Below are 20,032 nucleotides of genomic sequence, written 5' to 3' on the forward strand. Positions count from 1 at the left end.
CCGGATGGCACGCACCGTCCGTCCTGCTGCGGTCGCTCTCGGAGCGGCCGCAGCAGGGGTGACCCTCTGGGCGACCGTGATCGAGCGTCAGCTCTTCACCGTGCGGCGGCACACGCTGCCGATCCTGCCGGAGGGCGCGGCCCCGATCCGGATCCTGCAGCTCTCCGATCTGCACCTCGCGCCGTGGCAGAGCCGCAAGATCGACTGGGTGCGCTCGCTCGCCGAGCTGCGCCCCGACCTCGTCGTGCTGACCGGTGATCTCATGGGGCACCTGGAGGCGCGACACGCGCTGATCCACGCACTGCGCCCGCTCGCTGAGCAGGCGCCCACCGTCTTTGTGCACGGCTCGAACGACTACTACGGGCCGCGCTTCAAGAACCCGGTGAAGTACCTGCTCGAGCCGAGCCGTTTGAGCACCCGGGTGCCCGATATCGACAACGTGGCGCTCACCGCCGGGCTCGAGGGCCTGGGTGCAATCAATCTCAACAACACCGCGGCGCGGCTCGAGGTGCAGGGCACCACGCTCGATCTGCTGGGCCTCAACGATCCGCACATTCGCTACGACGATGTCGCGGCGATGCGCGCGGAGCTCGAGGCGCTTCCCGCGGCGCAGGCGCAGCCTGTGCGTCTCGGTGTGGTGCACGCACCCTACCAGGAGGCCCTGGGCGAGCTTCTGCGCGACGAAACCGCACTTATCCTGGCCGGGCACACCCACGGCGGGCAAGTGCGTGTGCCGGGCGTTGGGGCGATGACGTCCAACTGCGATCTGCCGACCACGCAGGCTCGCGGCCTGAGCGTGTGGCACGATGCGCACCGCGCTGCCTTCCTCAACGTCAGCGCGGGCCTGGGCAACTCGATCTACGCCCCCGTGCGCTTCGCCTGCCGTCCGGAGGCATCGCTCCTCACCCTTGAGGCCGCGGTGTAGGCTCGCGTCGGTACAGACGCAGAAGGGGTGGGACTCACTGAGTCCCACCCCTTCTCGCGTCTGTGCCGCTTCTGTACCGTTAGGCTGCGAGCATCTTCGCCGCGACAAGCTCGGCGATCTGCACAGCGTTCAGGGCTGCGCCCTTGCGGAGGTTGTCGTTCGAGATGAAGAGCGCGAGACCGCGCCCCTCCGGTGCCGACTGGTCCTCGCGGATCCGTCCCACAAAGGAGGGGTCCTGGCCAGCTGCCTCAAGCGGGGTCGGCACATCGCTCAGAGCGACGCCCGGAGCTGCGGCGAGCACCTCACGCGCGCGATCCGCGCTGATGGGGTTCGCGAACTCGGCGTTGATGGACAGCGAGTGTCCGGTGAACACCGGCACGCGCACGCAGGTACCGGCGACGCGGAGCTCGGGCAGGCCGAGGATCTTGCGGCTCTCGTTGCGGAGCTTCTTCTCCTCGTCGGTCTCGCCCTCGCCGTCCTCGACGATCGAGCCGGCAAGCGGCAGCACGTCGAAGGCGATCGTCTTTGTGTACACCTCGGGGGCGGGGAAGGTGACAGCCGAGCCATCGTGCACGAGATCTTCAAGCTTGCCGGACTCGACCGCAGCTGCGGCCTGCCCTGCGAGCTCCTTCGCGCCGACAAGGCCCGAGCCGGAGACCGCCTGGAAGGTGGTCACTACGAGACGCTCCAGGCCGGCCTCGGCGTGCAGCGCCTGCATCACCGGCATTGCGGCCATGGTGGTGCAGTTGGGGTTCGCGATGATGCCCTTCGGGGCATTGTCGATCTCCTGCGGGTTGACCTCGCTCACGATGAGCGGAACCTCGGGGTCGAGGCGCCATGCGCTCGAGTTATCGATCACGAGCGCACCGGCCGCCGCAAACTCGGGGGCGTAGCGCTTCGACGCCGTACCACCCGCGGAAAAGAGCGCGACATCGATCCCACTCTTGTCGGCAGTGTCGACGTCTTCAACGGTGATCTGCTCGCCACGGAACTCGAGCACGGTGCCCGCGGAGCGAGCGCTCGAGAAGAAGCGCACGGAAGCGATGGGGAAGTTGCGCTCCACGAGCAGGCGGCGCATCACTGCGCCCACCTGGCCGGTCGCGCCGACAACTGCGAGGCTGAGCCCCTGCTGATCAGACATGTCTGGTCCTGTTCTGGTGGAAGTGGTGGGGTCTAGCGGCCGGTGCCGGCGTAGACCGTCGCGTCGGTGTCGGAGTCGAGCCCGAACGCGGTGTGGAGGACACGCACGGCCTGATCCATCAGGTCTGCGCGCGTCACAACGGAGATTCGGATCTCGGAGGTGGAGATCATCTCGATGTTGATGCCGGCTTCGAACAGCGTGCGGAAGAGCTGCGCGGATACGCCGGTGCTCGTACGCATGCCAGCGCCAACGACAGCGACCTTTGCAATCTGATCGTCGTACTGCAGGTTCTCGAATTCGAGCGACTCGCGCTCGGCTTCGAGGGCCTCAATGACGCGACGGCCGTCGCCCACCGGAACGGTGAAGGAGATATCCGTGCGGTTCGTGTCCGCAGCGGAGACGTTCTGCACGATCATGTCGATGTTCGCGTTCGTCTTCGCGACGATCTCGAAAATCTGCGCGGCCTTCCCTGGGACGTCTGGAACGCCACCGACCGTGACCTTCGCCTCGTCCTTCTCGGCTGCGATACCAGTGATGACCGGCTCTTCCACCTGTTCTCCCTTCGGATGCCCCTTTGCGGGGTCGTAGACGATGGTGCCCGGCGCGTTGCTGAACGACGAGCGGACGTGCAGTGCGACGCCGTGGCGGCGCGCGTACTCAACAGCGCGGAGGTGGAGCACCTTGGCGCCGGACGCGGCGAGCTCGAGCATCTCCTCCGCGGTAATTGCATCAATCTTGCGGGCCTTCGACACCACACGCGGGTCAGTCGTGAACACGCCGTCAACGTCGGTGTAGATCTCGCACATGTCGGCACCGAGGGCGGCTGCGAGTGCAACGGCGGTCGTGTCCGAGCCGCCGCGGCCGAGCGTCGTGATGTCGCGCGAGGTACGGCTGAAGCCTTGGAAGCCCGCAACGATGGCGACGGCGCCCTGGTCGAGCGCTTCGCGCACGCGGCCGGGGGTGACATCGACGATCTTCGCGGAGCCGTGCTCCGAGGTGGTGATCATGCCGGCCTGGCTGCCGGTGAACGACAGCGCCTCGAGGCCCATGCCCTTAATGGTCATCGCGAGGAGCGCCATCGAGATGCGCTCGCCTGCGGTGAGCAGCATATCCAGCTCACGGGGTGCGGGGATCGGGGTGCACTCTGCGGCGAGATCGAGCAGTTCGTCAGTGGTGTCGCCCATAGCGCTGACTGCGACGACTACGTCGTTGCCAGCACGGCGGGTATCGACGATCCGCTTCGCGACGCGCTTAATGCTCTCCGCATCGGCAACCGACGAGCCCCCGAACTTCTGCACGATCAATGCCACGCGGGTTCCTCCTCAAATGCGAACGCGAGAGGCCAGTCTATCGCGAAGCGTATGTCTGACCGGTCAGCCCGCCATTCTCCGCGGAGTTCTCGGCTTCATCGGAGGTAATGTGCGCTTTCGCACCGCATTTCCGGAATTCTCCGAAGAAGCGGTGCGAAAGGAGTTGGAGCTGCGTTGGAGTGGGCTATTCGACCCGTCGACGCCCCTCGAACGCGCGGCCGAGCGTCACCTCGTCAGCGAACTCGAGGTCACCGCCGACGGGAAGGCCGGAGGCAAGGCGCGACACTGGCACTTCGATACTCGTCAGGAGGCGCGAGAGGTAGGCCGCGGTTGCCTCGCCTTCCAGGTTCGGGTCGGTGGCGATAATGACTTCGCGGATTTCTGCGGCCCCGAGTCGGCGCATGAGCGCGGGGATCGCGAGGTCGTCGGGCCCGATGCCGTCAATCGGGCTGATGGCGCCGCCCAGCACGTGGTAGACGCCGCGGAACTGGCGGGTACGCTCGATCGCCACGACGTCCTTCGGCTCTTCGACCACGCAAATAAGCGTGTGGTCGCGGCGGGGATCGCGGCAGATCGAGCATTCCTCTTGCTCCGTGATGTTGCCGCAGACCGCGCAGAAGCGAACCTTCTCGCGCACCTCGGTGAGCAGCTCCGCGAGGCGGGAAACGTCGAAGTGTTGGGTCTGCAGGATGTGGAACGCGATGCGCTGCGCCGACTTCGGGCCGATGCCGGGGAGGCGGCCGAACTCGTCGATCAGGTCTTGGACGATTCCGTCGTACACGGTGGGTACCTCCTCGGTGTGCGGCGCGGGGTGTCGCGGTGCGTGCACATCGTGCAACGCGCTTCAGTGTAGGGCGTTAGTGGCCGGGGAGCGGGCGTTCTTCAACGAATCGCGCACCGAGCACCTCACGCACCACGGCCTCGCCGTAGCGGGTGAACGCGGGGGCGGAGCGCTTCGTGTCAACAGCGTCCTCAGTAGTCGCCGGCTTCGGCACAGCGGCGGCACTCGGCTGCTGGGGGCTCTGTGCCGGAGCAGCCGCAGGAGCCGCGGGCGTGCTGGCCTGCGGCGCGGGGGTGCTGGCCGGGGCTGGAGCAGCTGCTGGTGCCGCAGAGGTGGCTGACCGCCCGTACGGGTCACCGTACGCGTCCTCGTACTCATCGCTGGGTGCGGCATCGGCGTCCCCGTAGGGGTCGCTGCCGGCATACGGGTCGCTCGGGATCGCGGTCCCCTGCTGCGGCTCGGCGCCGGCTGGCCCGGCAACGGGTACTGGCGCTGAGGGCGCGGGCGGGGCCGCAGGTGCAGGGTGCTCGGCGGCAGGGTGCTCGGCGGCAGGGGCCTCCGGCGCAGACTTGGTCGTTGCAGGTTCGGCCGGAATCTCGGCCGGAGCCGGTGCCGGAGTCTCCTCCGGAGTCGGTTCTGGGCGCACGACAGGCGCAGCATCCTGCGGTGTGGGCGCGGGCGCAGACTCAGGCGCCTCCGGAACCGGGTCGGCCCAGGCGGGAGCCGCGAGCGCGGGCCCGAGACCGTTCAGCCGCGCGGCTGCCCGGGCAACGGGGTCGTGCGCATCCGGTGTGGTGTTTCGCGCGGCGTTCGGTGCGTGATCGGCGGGTGGTCCCGCTCGATGAGGCTCCTCTGCGTCGCCCTCGGTCTGAGGCTCGCGCGCCACGTTGGGTGCGGCCGGGCCGCTCCCTGGAGCCACGCGCGTCGGCTTGTACTTCACGCTGATGCCCACGGCGGACAGGATCGTCTCGCGGAGCGGACCGGCACCTGCCGTCTTGAACGCCGCGAGGTCGGACTCGGACGTGAGCCCCACGGTCAGCACATCGCCGTCGAGCGCGACGGGAACGACGGGCGACACCGCGTTCCACGCATCGCGGTCGGCTTCAAGGATCTCTTCGAGCAGATCAGGCCAGAGCTCAAGGAGGTCTTCGAAGCCCGGGGCGTCAGCGGTCTCGTCTGCAGCTGCGTCAGCCGCACCGCAACCCGACGCATTGTCACCCGACGAAGTATCGCCCACAGCATGAGTGCTGGGTGCGGGCGCGTCGGATGTGTGCCCCGGTGCTGCTGCGCTCGCCTGCTGCGCGGGCGCAGGCGCCTGCACAGCCTGTGGCGCTGGCTTCGTGGGCTCGCTGCCGATGCTCTCAATCTGTGCGGCGCTCAGCACGTCAGAGATGGGTCGGCCGAACGATGCCGCTCCCGCGTTGGGGTGCGGCGCTTCGCCGCTCTCGCTGCGCGCGGGGGCCGCGGAGGGCGGCTGCACCGCGGGAGCAGGAGCCGGGCTCTGAGGCGCAGCAGCGGGTGCCGGGGCGGCAGCCGGCGCAGGGGCAACCGACGGCTCAGGAGTGGGCGCTACGTGCGGTGCCTGCGAGGCGCCCGCGGTATCTTCGCGGAGGAACTCGCGGATCGAGGCGGCCGTCTGCGCGGCGTTCGGCGCGGTCGGTTCCGCAGCCGGCGCGGGCGCTTGCGAAGCGGGTGCAGGAGCAGGAGCGGACGGCTGCGCCGGAGCCGCTGCCGCACTTCGCGCGGCGGCGACCGCGGACAACGGGTTCACCGCGGGAGCAACCGGAGCCGCGGGCGCGGCCGGAGCAGAAGGCGCTGCCTGGGCGGGGCGCGACGTACCACCTGCGGCCTGAGCCGCCTGCGGGGAGTGGCCGCCTGCTGCCGGGGCGGAGCCCGCGCCGACAGCGGAGGGGGCGGCCGCCGGGGCCGCTCCTGCCTGCACGAGGACGCGAGCCACCATGAGCTCGAGCTGCAGGCGCGGCGCCGTCGCCCCGGCCATCGAGTCGAGTGCCGCAGCGACAACGTCCGCGGTGCGCGAGAGCTCGCCGGGCGCAAACCGCTGCGCCTGTTCGAACATGCGCGTGAGCTGGTCCTGCGGCACGCCACGGAATACCGCCGCGGCCCCGTCCACGGTGGTCGCGCTCACGACAATCAGGTCGCGCAGTCGCTCAAGCAGGTCCTCGACAAAGCGACGCGGATCCTGCCCCGTCTGCACCACGCGATCGGTGGCCTGGAACGCGGCGGCGGGATCGTGCGAGCCGAACGCGGTGACGACGTCGTCGAGCAGCTCGGTGTGTGTGAAGCCCAGAAGGCCAGCCGCGCGCTCCGCGGTGACGAGCGCGGTCTCGGAACCGGCGATCAGCTGATCGAGGATGGACAGCGTGTCTCGCACGGACCCACCGCCCGCGCGCACGACGAGCGGCAGCACACCAGGCTCAACCTGCACGCCCTCGCTGTCGCACAGCGACTGCACGTAGTCGATCAGCGTGCCCGGCGCGATGAGGCGGAACGGGTAGTGGTGCGTGCGCGAGCGAATCGTGCCGATCACCTTGTCGGGCTCCGTGGTTGCGAAGACGAACTTCACGTGCGGAGGCGGCTCCTCCACGATCTTGAGGAGCGCGTTGAAGCCACCGGGCGTCACCATGTGCGCCTCGTCGATGATGAAGATCTTGAAGCGGTCGCGTGCGGGTGCGAACACCGCGCGCTCGCGCAGGTCGCGCGCGTCGTCGACGCCGCCGTGGCTCGCAGCGTCAATCTCGACGACGTCGAGCGATCCCCCACCGTCGCGACTGAGCTCCACACAGCTCGGGCACGTGCCGCACGGGGTGTCGGTTGGGCCCTCCGCGCAGTTCAGGCACCGGGCCAGAATGCGGGCAGACGTCGTCTTGCCGCACCCGCGCGGGCCGCTGAACAAATAGGCATGGCCGATGCGCCCGCTGCGGAGCGCCGTCATCAGCGGATCAGTCACCTGGGACTGTCCGATCATCTCGGCAAAGGCTTCGGGCCGATAACGGCGATAGAGTGCGGCAACCACATTCTCAATGGTACCCGCGACCACCGACATTCACCCGGCTTCCGCCCTGCCGGAGAGTATGCGCCCGGCTACACTGTCGACGTGGAAGCAACGAAGCGACAAGAAGAACACCTCCTCGACGATGTCGACCGTGACATCATCGACGAGCTTCGTGTCGACGGTCGACTTTCGTTCTCCGAGATCGGTCGGCGGATCGGCTTCTCAGAGCCGACGGTGCGCCAGCGCTACAACAGGCTGGTCTCCCTTGGCATCATCTACGTGGCTGGGATGTATGACGAAACCAAGATTGGTGGAATCGCGGCCCACGTAGGAATTCGTGTTGCCGAGGTACCTGTCGCACGCGTGGCTGCGGAGATCGCAGATCATCCAAACGTGAAATATGTTGCGTGCGCACTCGGCTACTACGACATCATTCTTGATGTCGTCGCGCAGGACGCACAGGAACTCGGCAGGATCGTCCTGCAGGATCTCCGACGCATCCGCGGTATCTCTGACCTCGAGACGCTCACCGTGCTTGAGGTAATGAAGGACACGTACCTCTGGCAAGGATTCAGGGACCCGATCCCAGCAAACCGCGCGGGCCGGCTCACGAGTCGCCCCAGTTCCTGAGAGCCCCAACTAGCCGTCGGGATCGCTGATGCTTTGCCCCGCAGTTCCTCGCAGCCCTTCCCAGGTGTAGTCCTTTGCGAGAGAAGTGACGATAATGGGCTGAATAGCGGCAACGCCTGGGTGACGGCGAATCTCATCCATCAAGTCGATGAGCCGCGGCTGGTCCCGGCACGTTGCTTCGAGGTAAAGGTCGTGTGATCCGGCGACGAGCGCCACGTGATTGATCTGCTTAATCCCGAGCAGACCGTTTGCCACAGAACGTGGAGTCAAGTTGCGCACCCGCAATAGCAGACGGACCACCTGGTGTCCCAGCAGCAGCGCATTGCACAGCGCAACAATCTGAAGCGCGTCGTCCTCTCTAAGTTTTGCGAGACGCGCACGAACCGTCGATTGCGAGACGCCCAGTTCCTCTGCGAGTGAGGCAAAACTGCGCCGCCCATCCCGCGCCAGCATCTCGATGAGCCGGCGGTCCACCTCGTCAAGCATGCCAAACGCCCCTCTCGCCGCAGGATTCCAGATTATCTGGTTGGCGGAGAGGGGCGCTGTCGTGGCCTCACTTGTCAGTGAGCTTCCAAGTCGCGAACGGCACGCACGAGCGCTGCATTGTCGATCGGAGCCGCGCCGTCGGGAAGCAAGACGCCATCTTCAAAGCCGATCCGGGTCTCGCAGCCGTCCTCGATTGCTGCGCGCACCACGGGCCAGACGGTCTCGTCATAGCCGTGATACAGAATCGGCGCGGTGACACCAGCCTCTCGGAGCACCGCAGCGATCTCCCGACACTGTTCGACGGCCGCGACTGGATCCTCCGTCTCCGGCTCGATCAACACGCGCACGTTCTGGTGCAGTGTCGACGACGCGAGGAGTGCGGGCACATCTGCCATTGACCACACAGCCGATTCGAGGATCATGCCCCGTTCAATAACAAGCTCGGCGGCTTCCCCCGCCCCTTCCTCACAAAACGCCACCGAAGCGAAATCGGGCAACGCATCCGCTGGCCAGGCCGAGATATGCGCCATTCGCTCGGCGTGCGAGGTCACTGTCCACAGCCCCGTGGTGGTCCCGATCACAATTGTGGGATCAGCAGCACGCGTCGCCCGCACCCACTCGCCAACCGCATCGGGGTGAATGGTCTGCGCACCGCTCTCAGTGAGTACATGAGCGTGGATCACATCGGCGCCAGCAGCCACCGCCGCTTGACTCGCAGCTACGATCTGCTCTGTGGTGTGCGGGACTGCAGGGTGTTCTTCGGTGGATCGGCCACCATTGATCGCGGCTTTGAGGAGCATAGATAGTATCCTTTCGAGGCTTTAGGCACGGCGAAGCATCAGCACGAAGCTGAGCCTCGCGGCCGAGGGTAGAGGGGACTGCGCCGGACTATTGGGGCGTGGTCGCGGCAAGAAGCTGAGCAACGGTGTCACTTGCTCCAGTGAGACTGCCGAGCGGGGTACCGGCCTGCAGCTCTGCGATGAGTTCGGGTTCTTCACCATCGTCGGCGAGCGCGATATCGACGATGCGCTCCAGCACATGCGGCGACACGATCAAGACACCGTTCGCATCGGCGAGCACCACATCGCCGGGGTGCACTACCGACCCCCCGCAGGTGATTGGAACGTTCACCCCGCCCGCGTCGATTCCTTGGAGTTTGGTGGTGAGCATGCTGGTGCCTCGGGCGTGAACAGTCAGACCCAGATCAGCGATCTCGTCGATGTCAGTTACGACCCCGTCGACGACAGCCCCCGCTGCCCCGCGAGCAACGAGCTGCGCGGCAACAACTTCACCGAGCGGTGCGTGGCGCTGGTCGCCACCGGTGTCCAGGACCAGCACCTGACCCGGTTTAATCATGCCGGCCGCGTGGTGCAGCGCGGTCGAGTCCGTTGCCGTAGTGCGGACCGTGAACGCAGTTCCGATGATCCGCCCGCCCGCAGCAACGATGCGCCGCACTCCTGGATCAGGAAAGCCCTCCTCCAGGTAATGTCCAAGCGTCGGGAAGCTCAGCTGTTCGAGCTTGTCACGAAGCTCCTGCGTCAGCGCATGAGGAGTCTCGCCAGTGTGGAAGAACATCGATGTTCCTTTCGGTGTGTGGGGTGCTACGCAACGCGGTAGCTGAGTTCAAGACGGCGATTGTTGAGGGCGGGCAGCATCGCTCGTGCGAGGCGGGTTCGGCGGGCGTCAACGTCCGCGTAGATCACCGTCTCCTCATGCGCGTTCGCGCTCGCGGTGATGATGCCGAGCGGATCAATCACACGGCTGAGCCCGACTGAGTCGTCTCCGACCGTGCCGGATGCGAGCAGCCAGCTCACGTTCTCGATCGCGCGTGCCTGCGTCAGCACCTCCCAGTGCTGCTCTTTTCCCTTCCCTGATACCCAGGCCGCAGACAACGAAATAATGTCGGCGCCGCGATCAGCAAGACTGCGGAAGAGCTCCGGAAAACGAACGTCGTAGCAATTCGCAATGCCAACCTTGAAACCCTCAACTTCAATCACCGGGGGTAGTGAACTCCCCCGAGTGACGTACGCCGATTCCTGGTAGGCGAACGCGTCGTAGGTGTGCATCTTGTGGTAGCGAGCCAGCTCCAGCCCCTGGGGGTCAAACGCAAGAATGGTATTGAACGGCAAGCCATCGGGGTTAGGCTCATAGCCGGCGGAGATCAGCGTCACACCGTGTTCTCTCGCCAGATCAGCAAGGAGCGCCTCGAAACGGGGCCACATCTCGCTCAGAATGGTTCCAAACTGCGGCTTAATCGCGTCATCTGCGAGAAGCGCCGCCTCTTCCGGGAATACCACCAGCCGCGCGCCCTGGGCCGCAGCCTCGGCGGTGAATCGGCGGATCGTGGCGAAGTTGGCCTCGACATCAATGCCAGGCGATGTTTGTACGACTGCAACTCTCATCATGTTCCCTTTCCAAAGCATCTGCGTGGAATTAGCGCGTGACAATGCGAGCGTCTTCGGGACGCCAGCTCACGCGGAGTTCTTCACCCACCGAGAGGCCGGGGAGGTCCCGCTCACGGACGAGGCTGGACAACGACACCTTGAGCGTCGCTTCACCGAAGGACAAGTGCACGTGCCACTCTTCGCCGAGGAAGGTGAGCATCTCGACCATCGCCGGAAGCCCTTCCCCGCCTCGAATCATCTCGACACGTTCAGGACGAAGCAGCAGTGTCGCCTGCTGCTCCCGCGCGACGTCTTCCGCGAGCACACCGTGCAATGGACCGACTCCGGCGAACTGCGCGGCAACGCACTGACCTGCGGTCCCCGCAGGAATCGTGACATCCAGCAGGTTGCAACTGCCAATAAAACCCGCGACAAAACGAGTCTCCGGCAGGTTGTAGATGTCTTCGGGAGCAGCCACCTGCTGCACTACCCCCTCAGACATCACAGCGATCCGATCAGACATAGTGAGCGCCTCTTCTTGGTCGTGCGTGACGTAAATGAACGTGATCCCAACCTCACGCTGCATACGCTTCAGTTCGACCTGCATTTCCTTTCGAAGCTGCTGGTCCAGTGCGCCCAACGGTTCATCGAGCAGCACCACCTTGGGCCCAGAGACCACCGCTCGAGCGAGAGCTACGCGTTGCCGCTGCCCGCCCGAGAGCTGATCCGGCTTCCGTTCACCCAGATGAGCGAGCTTCACGAGTTCGAGAGCCTCCTGCGCCCGGCGGTTCACTTCTGCTTTCGGCTCACGTCGAACCCGAAGTTCAAACGCCACGTTCTCGAACACAGTGAGGTGAGGAAAGAGCGCGTAGCTCTGGAACAACATGTTGAGATCACGGTTCCTCGTAGGAACATCCGTCACGTCAACTCCGCCAAGCCGCACTCGGCCCGAGCTTGGGGATTCGAAGCCCGTGATCATTCGCATAAGCGTCGTCTTGCCACAGCCAGAGGGGCCAAGGATCGAAAAAAACTCGTTCTCACGAATCTCAAGATCCAGCGGATGCACCGCCAGGTGCTCCCCGAATTGTTTCGAAATACCTGAAATCTCTACGGCCGGTGCGATGGTGGTGATTTGCGTCATCATGATCTCTCGCTCTCTTGGAATCGAAAGGCCCCTAGGAGGCCTTCACGCGCGTCCAGCCGTCCTGATAGAACTTCATGGCCGCTCCGGGATCGACGATGAAATCAGCCTCAGCAACCTGCTCTTCGGACGCGTACACCGCGGCATTCGTCAACAGCCCCTGGTCAGAAACATGCTCCTGTGCAGCCTGGTTCGCGCTTGCAAGCCCAGCGTCATTCGTTGCCAGGGCACCGATCTCAGGACGAAGCAGGAAATTGATGAACTCGTACGCCGCTTCTGAGTTCGGGGCCCCCTTAGCGATCGACAGGCCGTCTACCCACAGGCTGCCCCCTTCCTCTGGGAGGACGTAATGCACGTTCTCATTCTCCGCAACGATCTTTGCCGTGCTCGTGCCACCCCACGCCTCCGACATGCACACGTCACCGTTTGCTACCAGCTCGCCGTAGTTACTCGAGTTGTAGCCCGAGAGCAGCTTCTTCTGCTCGATGAGCGACTCGGTCGCCGCAGCAATCTCTTTCTCGTCCGTACTGTTCGCGGGATACCCATTCACCTGCAGGCCTGCGATGTATGCGGCGAGCATGTTGTCGAGCATGTTCACCTTGCCCTTCCACTTCTCATCGAAGAGCGACGACCAGCTGGTGATCTCCTCGCCCCCGGTGCACTCCGAGTTGTACAAGAGACCGGTGGTACCCCACACCCAAGGCACGGAATACTGCAAGCCAGGGTCGTATGACGGGTCCTTGAACTTCTCCGCGATGCCGTCGATTCCCGTGATTTTGGACTTGTCGAGCGGCTCGATCAGATCCTGCCCAATAAGCTGCTGCACCGCATACTGGCTCGGTTCGACAATGTCGTACCCAGAGTTGCCGGCCGCAAGCTTGGAGATCATCGTTTCGTTGCTATCGAAATTGTCAACGTTGACCGTGATGCCGGTTTCTTCAGTGAAGGCATCGAACACGCTCTGCGGGATTTCATCGGCCCAGGCGTAGACGTTGAGCTCCTGCGCTCCGGCATCGCCGTTTCCGCTGCAGCCGGTGAGTGCGAGGGCGGCGACAATGCCGACAGCTGCGAGAGACTTCTTCTTCATGACAGGTTTCCTTTCGGTGGGTCTAACGGTGGCGCCGAAGCGCTGCTATGAGCGCGAGTCGACAAGAATTCGACGCATCTGTGTCACGCCTACAGCAAGCACTATGACGAGCGTGAGGAGAATCAGTAGCGCACCAAGCGCGTTAATGCTCGGCGTGAGCCCGTTCTTCAAACTGGAGTAGATCTTGAGCGGCAACGTGGTTGATCCCACGCCGCTGAGGAAGGTCGACATCACGATGTTGCTGAACGAGGTAGTGAAGCTCAGCAACCATGCGGCAATCACCGCAGGTCGCAGAAGCGGAAAATACACCCTCGTAAAGGTCTGCCAGGGTGAACACCCCAAGTCGGTCGCAGCTTCCGGCAGACTCGGATCGAGCATGGCCGCGGAGCTCATCAAGACGAGGGTTGCCAAGGGAAGCGAAACAATAAGATGGCCGAGCACTAGTGTCGCAATTCCCAGCGGCACCTTGGTCGCGCTGAAGACGCTGAGCAGTGCGACACCAAGCACAATCTCGGGAACGATGAGCGGCAGTGCGATCATGGCCATCAAGCCGCCCTTCCCCCTCCCGCGATACCGCACCATGCCGAGCGCAAACATGATCCCGATCACCGTTGCAATGCTGGCTGCGAGCACTGCGACGATCGCGCTGGTCCGCAGGGTCTGCATGAGAGCACCGTCGCGGAACAGGTCGACGTACCACTGCAACGTGAAACCATCAAAACGCGTGTTGGTTCCTGCCGCATTGAACGAGTAGACGATGACCGCGACAATGGGGATGTACAGGAATACGAAAACTCCACGGGCGATCCCGTTGACGAGTCGATCCATGATCTAGGCCCCCTTCTTTTTGTTCGAGGCGCGCTTCATAAGCAGGCCGACCAGCGCCATCGACAGCAGCATCAAGACGAGCAGCACCATCGAGACTGCAGCGCCCATCGGTTGGTTGCGGAACTCGGTATACAGCGTCACGATGAGGTTGCCAACCAGCGGGTCCTTGCCTCCACCAAGCAAGACGGGGATCACGAAAACTCCCATTGTCGGGATGAAAGTCAGCAATGCCGCGCCGAGAATACCCGGGCTACTCAGGGGCAAGATCACCCGCCGGTGGACGCCCCACCAGCTACATCCCAGATCCGTCGCGGCTTCCTTCAGCGACGGATCGATGGAGCGCATCGATGCGTAGATCGGGAAGATCGCGGTTGGCAGGAATGAGTACAGCAACCCCAAGATGACGGCGACATTGCTCGGGATCATGGAGAAGCCAGAAACCCCGAAGATGCCCAATACTCCGGCGATCGGCCCGCCAGAACCGAGAATCGTGATCCACGCAAATGTGCGCACCAGGAAGTCTGTCCAAAACGGGATGATGACGAGGAGCAACAAGAACCCCTGTTTGCCCTCTGGGCGCGAGACGATGTAGTACGAAGTGAGATACCCCACTACGAGGCAAACTACGGTGTTCAGCAGACCCAGTCCAAGCGAAAAGAACAAGGTCTTCGAATACACCGGGTCGAGAAGCTTCGCGTAGTGCTCCAGCGTGAAGCCGCCCACGATCCCGCCGTAGTTGTCAGCGATTGCGAAGCTGTTCCTCGCCACGATGAAGAGCGGCAATATTCCAAGTAGCACCACAGATGCGATGCCGGGAATCAGCAGTAGCAGTGATCCGCGTTTCGGTCGTTCCTTCCGACCAAGGTGAATCATGCGTGTCGTCGATGTCACGTTGCTCCTTTGCACTCGCCTTCGGTCTGTGTGCTTCCATCCTCTGTGCGGGGCGAGGACCATACACAGTTGCGAGCAGCGGATTCCGTGGAAGATCCGTCCGTTCTCGTCGCACTTCGCAGCGCCTCCGCGATTCAGGTCGCCGAGGGTCGCTTCATTCCGCTCGGGTGAGCGAGAAGTTCAACAGGGGTGAGCGCCGCGCAACGGATCGCGCAGGTACGCGCGGAGTAGGCCGCAACGATGCGGGATCAGCGCGCGGCGCCCACCAAGCCCCACGTCTGGCGCGCGATCTCGGCTTCCTCGTCGGTTGGCACCACGAGAATCTCGACGCGCGAATCCGGGGCACTGATGCGGCGCGGCTCGGACGCCCCCGAGGCGGCGGCATTCAGTTCGGGATCGATCCTGATCCCGAACCATTCCAGCCCCGCACACACGTCCGCGCGAAGCGCCGCATTGTTCTCGCCGACGCCCGCGGTGAATGAAACCACGTCGGCACCGCCGAGGGTCGCGAGGTACGCGCCCAAGTAGTGCCGAATCCGGTGCGTCGTCACATCAATGGCGAGCTGTGCCTCCGCGTCGCCGGCGTCCGCCGCAGCACGCACGTCGCGGAAATCGCTGGTGCCGGCAAGCCCGCGCAGCCCCGAACGCGAGTTGAGCAGTCGGTCGAGCGCATCAACGTCGTACTCCGCCTCGCGGTTGAGGTGGAACAGGATCGAAGGATCCAAATCTCCCGATCGTGTTCCCATGACCAGCCCCTCGAGCGGGGTGAGCCCCATCGAGGTGTCCACCGAGCGGCCCCCGTCGATCGCGCACATCGAGGCGCCATTGCCGAGGTGCAACACGATCTGCCTGAGCTCGCCGAGCGGGCGGTCGAGGAAGCGAGCCGCGCGCGCAGACACGTACTGGTGCGAGGTGCCGTGGAAGCCGTAGCGGCGGATCCCGTGCTCCGCGGCAACCTCGCGATCGATCGCGTAGGTGTAGGCCGCCGCCGGCATAGTCTGGTGGAACGCGGTGTCGAACACGGCCACGTGTGGCACGTCGGGGAACGTGGCACGCGCAGCCACGATCGCCTGATGGTGCGCGGGGTTGTGGAGCGGCGCGAGCACGCCCAGTTCGAGGATGCGCGCGGCCACGCGGTCGTCGATCACGGTCGGCGCGAAGAAGTCGTTGCCGCCCTGCACCACTCGGTGGCCCACTGCGGCGAGCGCGGAACCCTCGAGCGGGTGGCCGGAGCGCTCGAACGCGCGCTCCATCTGCGCAAAGCCCGCGGTGTGGTCCGGGATCGGCAGTTCCTCCTCGAGCACCGCGTCCCCGTTGCGGTGCTTGACCACCCCGACCGAGTCGCCAATGCGCTCGACGAGCCCGCTTGCGAGCCGCTCCCCGCTCTCGGGGTCGATCAGCTGATACTTGAACGAGGAGGAGCCGCTGTTGATGACGAGGATCTTGCTCACGCGTCTGCTCCGTCTCGCATGCCGGCCTGCACGGCGGTGATGGCCACGGTGTTGATGATGTCCTCGACTGTGGCGCCGCGTGAGAGGTCGTTCACGGGCTTGTTCAGCCCCTGCAGCACGGGACCAACGGCCACCGCACCGGCCGAGCGCTGCACCGCCTTGTAGGTGTTGTTGCCCGTGTTCAGGTCGGGGAAGATAAACACCGTGGCGCGGCCGGCCACCTCGGAGCCGGGCATCTTCGATGCACCCGTTGCCGGGTCGCTCGCCGCGTCGTACTGAATCGGCCCCTCGATGAGCAGGTCCGGGCGTGCAGCCTTCGCCAGCGCGGTCGCCTCGCGCACCTTGTCGACATCGGCGCCGGAGCCCGACTCCCCTGTCGAGTACGAGAGCATCGCGATGCGCGGCTCAACACCAAACTGGGCGGCGGTCTCCGCCGAGGAGATTGCGATATCGGCGAGCTGCGCCGCGGTGGGGTCGGGGTTCACCGCGCAGTCGCCGTACACCAGCACACGGTCGCGCAGCCCCATGAAGAACACGCTCGACACCACCGAGACGCCGGGCTTCGTCTTGATGAACTCGAGGCTCGGCCGGATGGTATGCGCGGTCGTGTTCGCGGCGCCGGACACCATGCCGTCAGCAAGACCCAGCTGCACCATCATTGTGCCGAAGTAGCTGCCGTCGGCCATGACGTCCCAGGCCTGCTCGTGTGTGACGCCTTTGTGGGCGCGCAGCCGCGCATACTCGGAAGCGAAGCGCTCACGCTCGGGTGAGGTGAGCGGGTCGATGATCTCGGCGGCGTCGAGCGTGAGGCCGAGCTCGCCGCCCCGCTTGCGAATCGCCGCGGCGTCGCCGAGGAGCGTCAGACGTGCGGTGCCGCGGGCGAGCAGCGTGCTGGCTGCGCGCAGAATCCGATCGTCGTGCCCCTCAGGGAGCACGATGTGCGAGCGCGCTGCCGCTGCCCGGTCGAACAGCTCGTAGGCGAACATGACGGGCGTACGCACCCCACCGCGGTGCAGCCGGAGCCGCTCGCGGAGCGTCGCCGTGTCGACGTGCTGCGCGAACAGGGCAAGCGCCGTATCGAACTTCGTTGGGGATTCTTCCGTGAGCAGGCCGCGCGCCGAGGAGATGCGGCGCACCGTGTCGAAGGTGCCCGAGTGCGTGCGGATGATCGGCAGGGTCGAGTCGACGCCGTCGAGCAGCCGCGTCACATCGGCGGGCAGCGCGAAGTCGCCGTTCAGCACCACGGCGGCGATCGTGGGGAAGGTGGGCGCCTCGTGCGCCATCGTCACGGCGAGAAGCGTCTCGGAGCGGTCAGCGGCGATCACCACGACCGAGCCCTCGAGCAGCCGCGGCAGCACGTTCTCCATCGACATGCCGGCGACCACGACATCGCGTACCTCGCGCGCGAGCAGTTCGGCGGAGCCCCGCTCGAGTGTGCCGTCGACGGCGGCGAGCACTTCGGAGACGGGCGGTGCAACGAGCAACAGCTCCTCGGGGACGGACCACACGGGTGTACCGGCAGGCAGCACCGCGGCCACGGCGCGGTCGATCTCAGACAGCCGATCGGGATCGGCACGGTTCACGAGTGCCGCAAGCACCGTTGCGTGCTCCGCCTGCAGTTCGGAAAGCCCGAGCTCGGCGAGCTGAGCGATCTCGCCCGGCGTGCGCGCCGCCTGCTGCCCGAGGTACTCGGCTTCCTCGGTGGAACGACCGCCCAGCACGAGCAGCACGGGCGTATCGAGGTTCGCAGCGATCCGCGCGTTGAAGGCGAGCTCCGTGGGCGCGGCCACATCGGTGAAGTCAGAGCCGACCACCACGATCGCATCGCAGTGCGCGCGCAGTGCCTGGAAGGCGGCAACGATGCGCACCATCGCGGCGTCGGGATCGGCGTGCGCGTCGTCGTAGGTCACGCCGACGCAGTCGTCATAGCTGACGTCCGCGGTGGCGCGGCGCAGCAGCATGTCGAGCACGCGGTCGCGCTCGCTCGCTGAGCGGATCAGTGGGCGGAATACGCCCACGCGCGGGGCGTCTGCGCGGAGCGCGTCAAGCACTCCGAGCGCAACCGCGCTCTTGCCAGTACGGCCTTCGGCTGACGTCAGGTAGATGCTCGCTGCCACAGCTTTCAGTCTAGGCTGCACGGGCGCGCGGCGCGGCAGCCGAGCCGGCTCGAGTCGCCCCGCCCGCAGAAACACCGAAGCCGGGCCCAGTCGGCCGGGTCGCGCAGAAGATTTGTGCGACCCGGCCGGTGAGCCCGGCTCGGAGAAGAAAGCGGAGTGGGATCAGCGAGCCTCGTCCGTGCGCTGCGCCGCGGCAAAGCCCGCGGTAAAGCCACGCTCGAAGCCGCGGCCGTGGCCACCGTGACCGCGTCCGCCGTGGCCGTGGCCGTTGTGGCCCTGGTGGCCAGCGTGACCCTGGTGACCCTGGTGACCGAAGTAGCCCTGGTGGCCAGAGCCCGCGTGGTCACAGCCACCACGGCCGAAGCCGGCGTGCCCGATTCCAGCACCCTGATGGTGCGGGTGGTGTCCGTGTCCACGGCCGAAGCCGTGCCCGCGTTCGAAGCTGTGTCCGCGTCCGTGTCCAAAGCCACGCCCACCGCGGGGCAGCCGCGTCTCCTCGGTCCAACCCAGCTCGCGCGAGATCGCCTCGAGGGTGGCCAGGGTGGTCTCGAAGTCCGCCTCCGGAACCGATGCGGTCACGCGGGCCTGAACCTCGCGCACCGCAGCATTTGCCCGGTCGCGCACGGTCTCGCCTGCGGCGGTGAGCTGCCAGCCGTCTTCGGCGCGGACGATCAGCCCGCGCTCGACCAGCGTGAAGAGGCGCTTGCCCCCGCGCTCAAGCCGCTCGCGCAGCCGCTCGGCACGCTCCGAGTCGCCCGAAAGCGCGTTCAGTACGCGGCGTTCACGGCGCGTGGTGCCTGCTGCGGCGAGCGCCGCGTCGGTTTCGCGAGCGGTGAGTGCCGCGGTGGCACGGAGCCAGTAGGCGAGCGAACGATCCGTCGCGTCGGCCTGTGCAGAAGAATTCTGGGTGTCATGTGCGTTCGTCATGAGTGAAGTCCTTTCGGTGCGGGCACCCTGCCCGCAATGTATGTCATTGTGCATGTATATGTATGATGACATGTACATGAATACATGTCAAGAGGCATGTAAAATTTCTTGCATGACCTCCACACCCGCCAGCCCACACGATCCGGCAGACAGCCCCGAAGCCGACGCCATCATCGGCGCGCTCGCGCGCATTCGCGGCCGCCGCGGTCCGCGTCGCGGCGATGGTCCGGGTGGCGATTTCCCCCGGGGCCCCCGCAGCGCGCACGCGCACCAGATGCACGAGGCGGCGGACGGACCCGACTGGCGTGGCCCGCACGGCGGCCCCCATCGCTCCGCCCGGGGTGGGTTCGGCGGCCCGGCGCTGCTGCGCCTGCTGAGCACACTCGCGCACGCGTCAACACCGCTCACCGTCAGCGAGATCGCGGGTGAGATCGGGGTGGATCAGCCCCGCGCGTCACGCCTGGTTCAGCAGGCGGTCGAGCGCGAGTTCGCCGCACGCGAGGCCGATCCCGAGGACGCCCGGCGTACCCGGGTGCGAATCACGCCCGCCGGCGAGGACGCGGTGCACGGTTTCCGTGGCCGCCAGCGCGCGGAAGCGGGCGCCGCGCTTGCCGCACTCGAGCCGGCCGAGCGCGCGGAACTTGCACGGCTCCTCACGAAGCTCGCGGTGGCGTGGCCCCAGCACGAGACGCCAGGCTCCCCCGCCTCCCGGTAGCCCCGCCACGGATCGGGGTCACTTCGGCACGGTGTTGCGACTGCAGTGTCAGCGACACCCTGCCAAAGTGACCCCGATCCGGGGGCGCGATGGGGGCACAAACGAAAAGACTCCCTACGTACCCGCTAGAGCCCGAGTACCCTTGCTTCGTTTCCGACCTGGGGGAGTTTCTCGAGATAGCGCCACGTAGGGAGCCGTTCCAGTG

Annotated in this window: 18 protein-coding genes and 1 other RNA gene; 3 read left to right on the forward strand and 16 right to left on the reverse strand. The window is 65.7% G+C overall.

The window, feature by feature from the left end:
• Window positions 1-4 precede the first annotated feature (4 nt).
• Window positions 5-925 carry a metallophosphoesterase gene (locus ACR81A_RS12760; RefSeq protein WP_202380764.1) on the forward strand — a complete coding sequence of 307 codons (921 nt, stop codon included), beginning with the start codon at window positions 5-7 and terminating at the stop codon, window positions 923-925.
• Window positions 926-1,004: 79 nt separating this feature from the next.
• Here ACR81A_RS12760 and ACR81A_RS12765 read toward each other — a convergent pair whose 3' ends face one another.
• The 4 genes from ACR81A_RS12765 to ACR81A_RS12780 form a co-directional block, all read right to left on the reverse strand.
• Window positions 1,005-2,066, reverse strand: coding sequence for an aspartate-semialdehyde dehydrogenase (locus ACR81A_RS12765; RefSeq protein WP_440312018.1), 1,062 nt, complete (start codon window positions 2,064-2,066; stop codon window positions 1,005-1,007).
• 32 nt (window positions 2,067-2,098) lie between these two features.
• On the reverse strand, window positions 2,099-3,376 hold the full coding sequence (locus tag ACR81A_RS12770) for an aspartate kinase (protein ID WP_440312019.1): 1,278 nt from the start codon (window positions 3,374-3,376) through the stop codon (window positions 2,099-2,101).
• A 184-nt stretch (window positions 3,377-3,560) separates the two neighbouring features.
• Complete coding sequence (gene recR, locus ACR81A_RS12775; RefSeq protein ID WP_202381494.1) at window positions 3,561-4,157, reverse strand: recombination mediator RecR; 597 nt, start codon at window positions 4,155-4,157, stop codon at window positions 3,561-3,563.
• A gap of 76 nt (window positions 4,158-4,233) precedes the next feature.
• The gene (locus tag ACR81A_RS12780; protein ID WP_440312020.1) at window positions 4,234-7,221 is read right to left on the reverse strand and encodes a DNA polymerase III subunit gamma and tau; all 2,988 of its coding nucleotides are present in this window, start codon (window positions 7,219-7,221) and stop codon (window positions 4,234-4,236) included.
• A gap of 51 nt (window positions 7,222-7,272) precedes the next feature.
• Between ACR81A_RS12780 and ACR81A_RS12785 the strand changes: the two genes are divergently transcribed.
• A complete protein-coding gene (locus ACR81A_RS12785) occupies window positions 7,273-7,800 on the forward strand; it encodes an AsnC family transcriptional regulator (protein ID WP_202380760.1) in 528 nt (175 codons plus the stop codon).
• Between the two features lie 9 nt (window positions 7,801-7,809).
• Here ACR81A_RS12785 and ACR81A_RS12790 read toward each other — a convergent pair whose 3' ends face one another.
• From ACR81A_RS12790 to ACR81A_RS12840, 11 genes are all read right to left on the reverse strand, one after another.
• Window positions 7,810-8,286 (reverse strand): Lrp/AsnC family transcriptional regulator, encoded by a 477-nt coding sequence (locus tag ACR81A_RS12790; RefSeq protein ID WP_202380759.1) that lies wholly within the window; start codon window positions 8,284-8,286, stop codon window positions 7,810-7,812.
• Window positions 8,287-8,360: 74 nt separating this feature from the next.
• A complete protein-coding gene (locus ACR81A_RS12795; protein ID WP_202380758.1) occupies window positions 8,361-9,086 on the reverse strand; it encodes a 3-keto-5-aminohexanoate cleavage protein in 726 nt (241 codons plus the stop codon).
• 88 nt (window positions 9,087-9,174) lie between these two features.
• Window positions 9,175-9,861 (reverse strand): RraA family protein, encoded by a 687-nt coding sequence (locus ACR81A_RS12800; protein WP_440312021.1) that lies wholly within the window; start codon window positions 9,859-9,861, stop codon window positions 9,175-9,177.
• A 26-nt stretch (window positions 9,862-9,887) separates the two neighbouring features.
• Complete coding sequence (locus ACR81A_RS12805; protein WP_440312022.1) at window positions 9,888-10,691, reverse strand: carbon-nitrogen hydrolase family protein; 804 nt, start codon at window positions 10,689-10,691, stop codon at window positions 9,888-9,890.
• Between the two features lie 28 nt (window positions 10,692-10,719).
• The gene (locus tag ACR81A_RS12810) at window positions 10,720-11,814 is read right to left on the reverse strand and encodes an ABC transporter ATP-binding protein (protein WP_202380755.1); all 1,095 of its coding nucleotides are present in this window, start codon (window positions 11,812-11,814) and stop codon (window positions 10,720-10,722) included.
• Window positions 11,815-11,845: 31 nt separating this feature from the next.
• Window positions 11,846-12,898: an ABC transporter substrate-binding protein gene (locus tag ACR81A_RS12815; RefSeq protein ID WP_202380754.1), complete on the reverse strand. Its 1,053-nt coding sequence runs from the start codon at window positions 12,896-12,898 to the stop codon at window positions 11,846-11,848.
• A 45-nt stretch (window positions 12,899-12,943) separates the two neighbouring features.
• Window positions 12,944-13,726 (reverse strand): ABC transporter permease, encoded by a 783-nt coding sequence (locus ACR81A_RS12820; RefSeq protein ID WP_202380753.1) that lies wholly within the window; start codon window positions 13,724-13,726, stop codon window positions 12,944-12,946.
• 3 nt (window positions 13,727-13,729) lie between these two features.
• Window positions 13,730-14,617 (reverse strand): ABC transporter permease, encoded by an 888-nt coding sequence (locus ACR81A_RS12825; protein WP_440312023.1) that lies wholly within the window; start codon window positions 14,615-14,617, stop codon window positions 13,730-13,732.
• A 248-nt stretch (window positions 14,618-14,865) separates the two neighbouring features.
• A complete protein-coding gene (locus tag ACR81A_RS12830) occupies window positions 14,866-16,068 on the reverse strand; it encodes an acetate/propionate family kinase (protein ID WP_440312024.1) in 1,203 nt (400 codons plus the stop codon).
• The gene (gene pta, locus ACR81A_RS12835) at window positions 16,065-18,185 is read right to left on the reverse strand and encodes a phosphate acetyltransferase (RefSeq protein WP_440312025.1); all 2,121 of its coding nucleotides are present in this window, start codon (window positions 18,183-18,185) and stop codon (window positions 16,065-16,067) included. Before pta ends, ACR81A_RS12830 begins: the two co-directional genes overlap by 4 nt.
• A 162-nt stretch (window positions 18,186-18,347) precedes the next feature.
• Window positions 18,348-19,112, reverse strand: coding sequence for a MarR family winged helix-turn-helix transcriptional regulator (locus ACR81A_RS12840; protein ID WP_440312026.1), 765 nt, complete (start codon window positions 19,110-19,112; stop codon window positions 18,348-18,350).
• Between the two features lie 112 nt (window positions 19,113-19,224).
• Here ACR81A_RS12840 and ACR81A_RS12845 point away from each other — a divergent pair, with 112 nt between their 5' ends.
• A complete protein-coding gene (locus tag ACR81A_RS12845) occupies window positions 19,225-19,827 on the forward strand; it encodes a MarR family winged helix-turn-helix transcriptional regulator (protein WP_440312027.1) in 603 nt (200 codons plus the stop codon).
• Between the two features lie 102 nt (window positions 19,828-19,929).
• Here the strand turns inward: ACR81A_RS12845 and ffs are convergent.
• An RNA gene (ffs, locus tag ACR81A_RS12850) (signal recognition particle sRNA small type) lies at window positions 19,930-20,026 on the reverse strand.
• Window positions 20,027-20,032 lie beyond the last annotated feature (6 nt).

The sequence above is a fragment of the Leucobacter chromiireducens genome (assembly GCF_051993095.1).
Lineage (GTDB): Bacteria > Actinomycetota > Actinomycetes > Actinomycetales > Microbacteriaceae > Leucobacter > Leucobacter chromiireducens.

Excerpts from the sequence above, each read along its gene's own strand:
- ACR81A_RS12760 (WP_202380764.1), top strand. The coding sequence starts at position 5 with ATGGCACGCACCGTCCGTCCTGCTGCGGTCGCTCTCGGAGCGGCCGCA.
- ACR81A_RS12765 (WP_440312018.1), bottom strand. The coding sequence starts at position 2,066 with ATGTCTGATCAGCAGGGGCTCAGCCTCGCAGTTGTCGGCGCGACCGGC.
- ACR81A_RS12780 (WP_440312020.1), bottom strand. The coding sequence starts at position 7,221 with ATGTCGGTGGTCGCGGGTACCATTGAGAATGTGGTTGCCGCACTCTAT.
- ACR81A_RS12790 (WP_202380759.1), bottom strand. The coding sequence starts at position 8,286 with ATGCTTGACGAGGTGGACCGCCGGCTCATCGAGATGCTGGCGCGGGAT.
- ACR81A_RS12795 (WP_202380758.1), bottom strand. The coding sequence starts at position 9,086 with ATGCTCCTCAAAGCCGCGATCAATGGTGGCCGATCCACCGAAGAACAC.
- ACR81A_RS12800 (WP_440312021.1), bottom strand. The coding sequence starts at position 9,861 with ATGTTCTTCCACACTGGCGAGACTCCTCATGCGCTGACGCAGGAGCTT.
- ACR81A_RS12805 (WP_440312022.1), bottom strand. The coding sequence starts at position 10,691 with ATGATGAGAGTTGCAGTCGTACAAACATCGCCTGGCATTGATGTCGAG.
- ACR81A_RS12810 (WP_202380755.1), bottom strand. The coding sequence starts at position 11,814 with ATGATGACGCAAATCACCACCATCGCACCGGCCGTAGAGATTTCAGGT.
- ACR81A_RS12815 (WP_202380754.1), bottom strand. The coding sequence starts at position 12,898 with ATGAAGAAGAAGTCTCTCGCAGCTGTCGGCATTGTCGCCGCCCTCGCA.
- ACR81A_RS12820 (WP_202380753.1), bottom strand. The coding sequence starts at position 13,726 with ATGGATCGACTCGTCAACGGGATCGCCCGTGGAGTTTTCGTATTCCTG.
- ACR81A_RS12840 (WP_440312026.1), bottom strand. The coding sequence starts at position 19,112 with ATGACGAACGCACATGACACCCAGAATTCTTCTGCACAGGCCGACGCG.
- ACR81A_RS12845 (WP_440312027.1), top strand. The coding sequence starts at position 19,225 with ATGACCTCCACACCCGCCAGCCCACACGATCCGGCAGACAGCCCCGAA.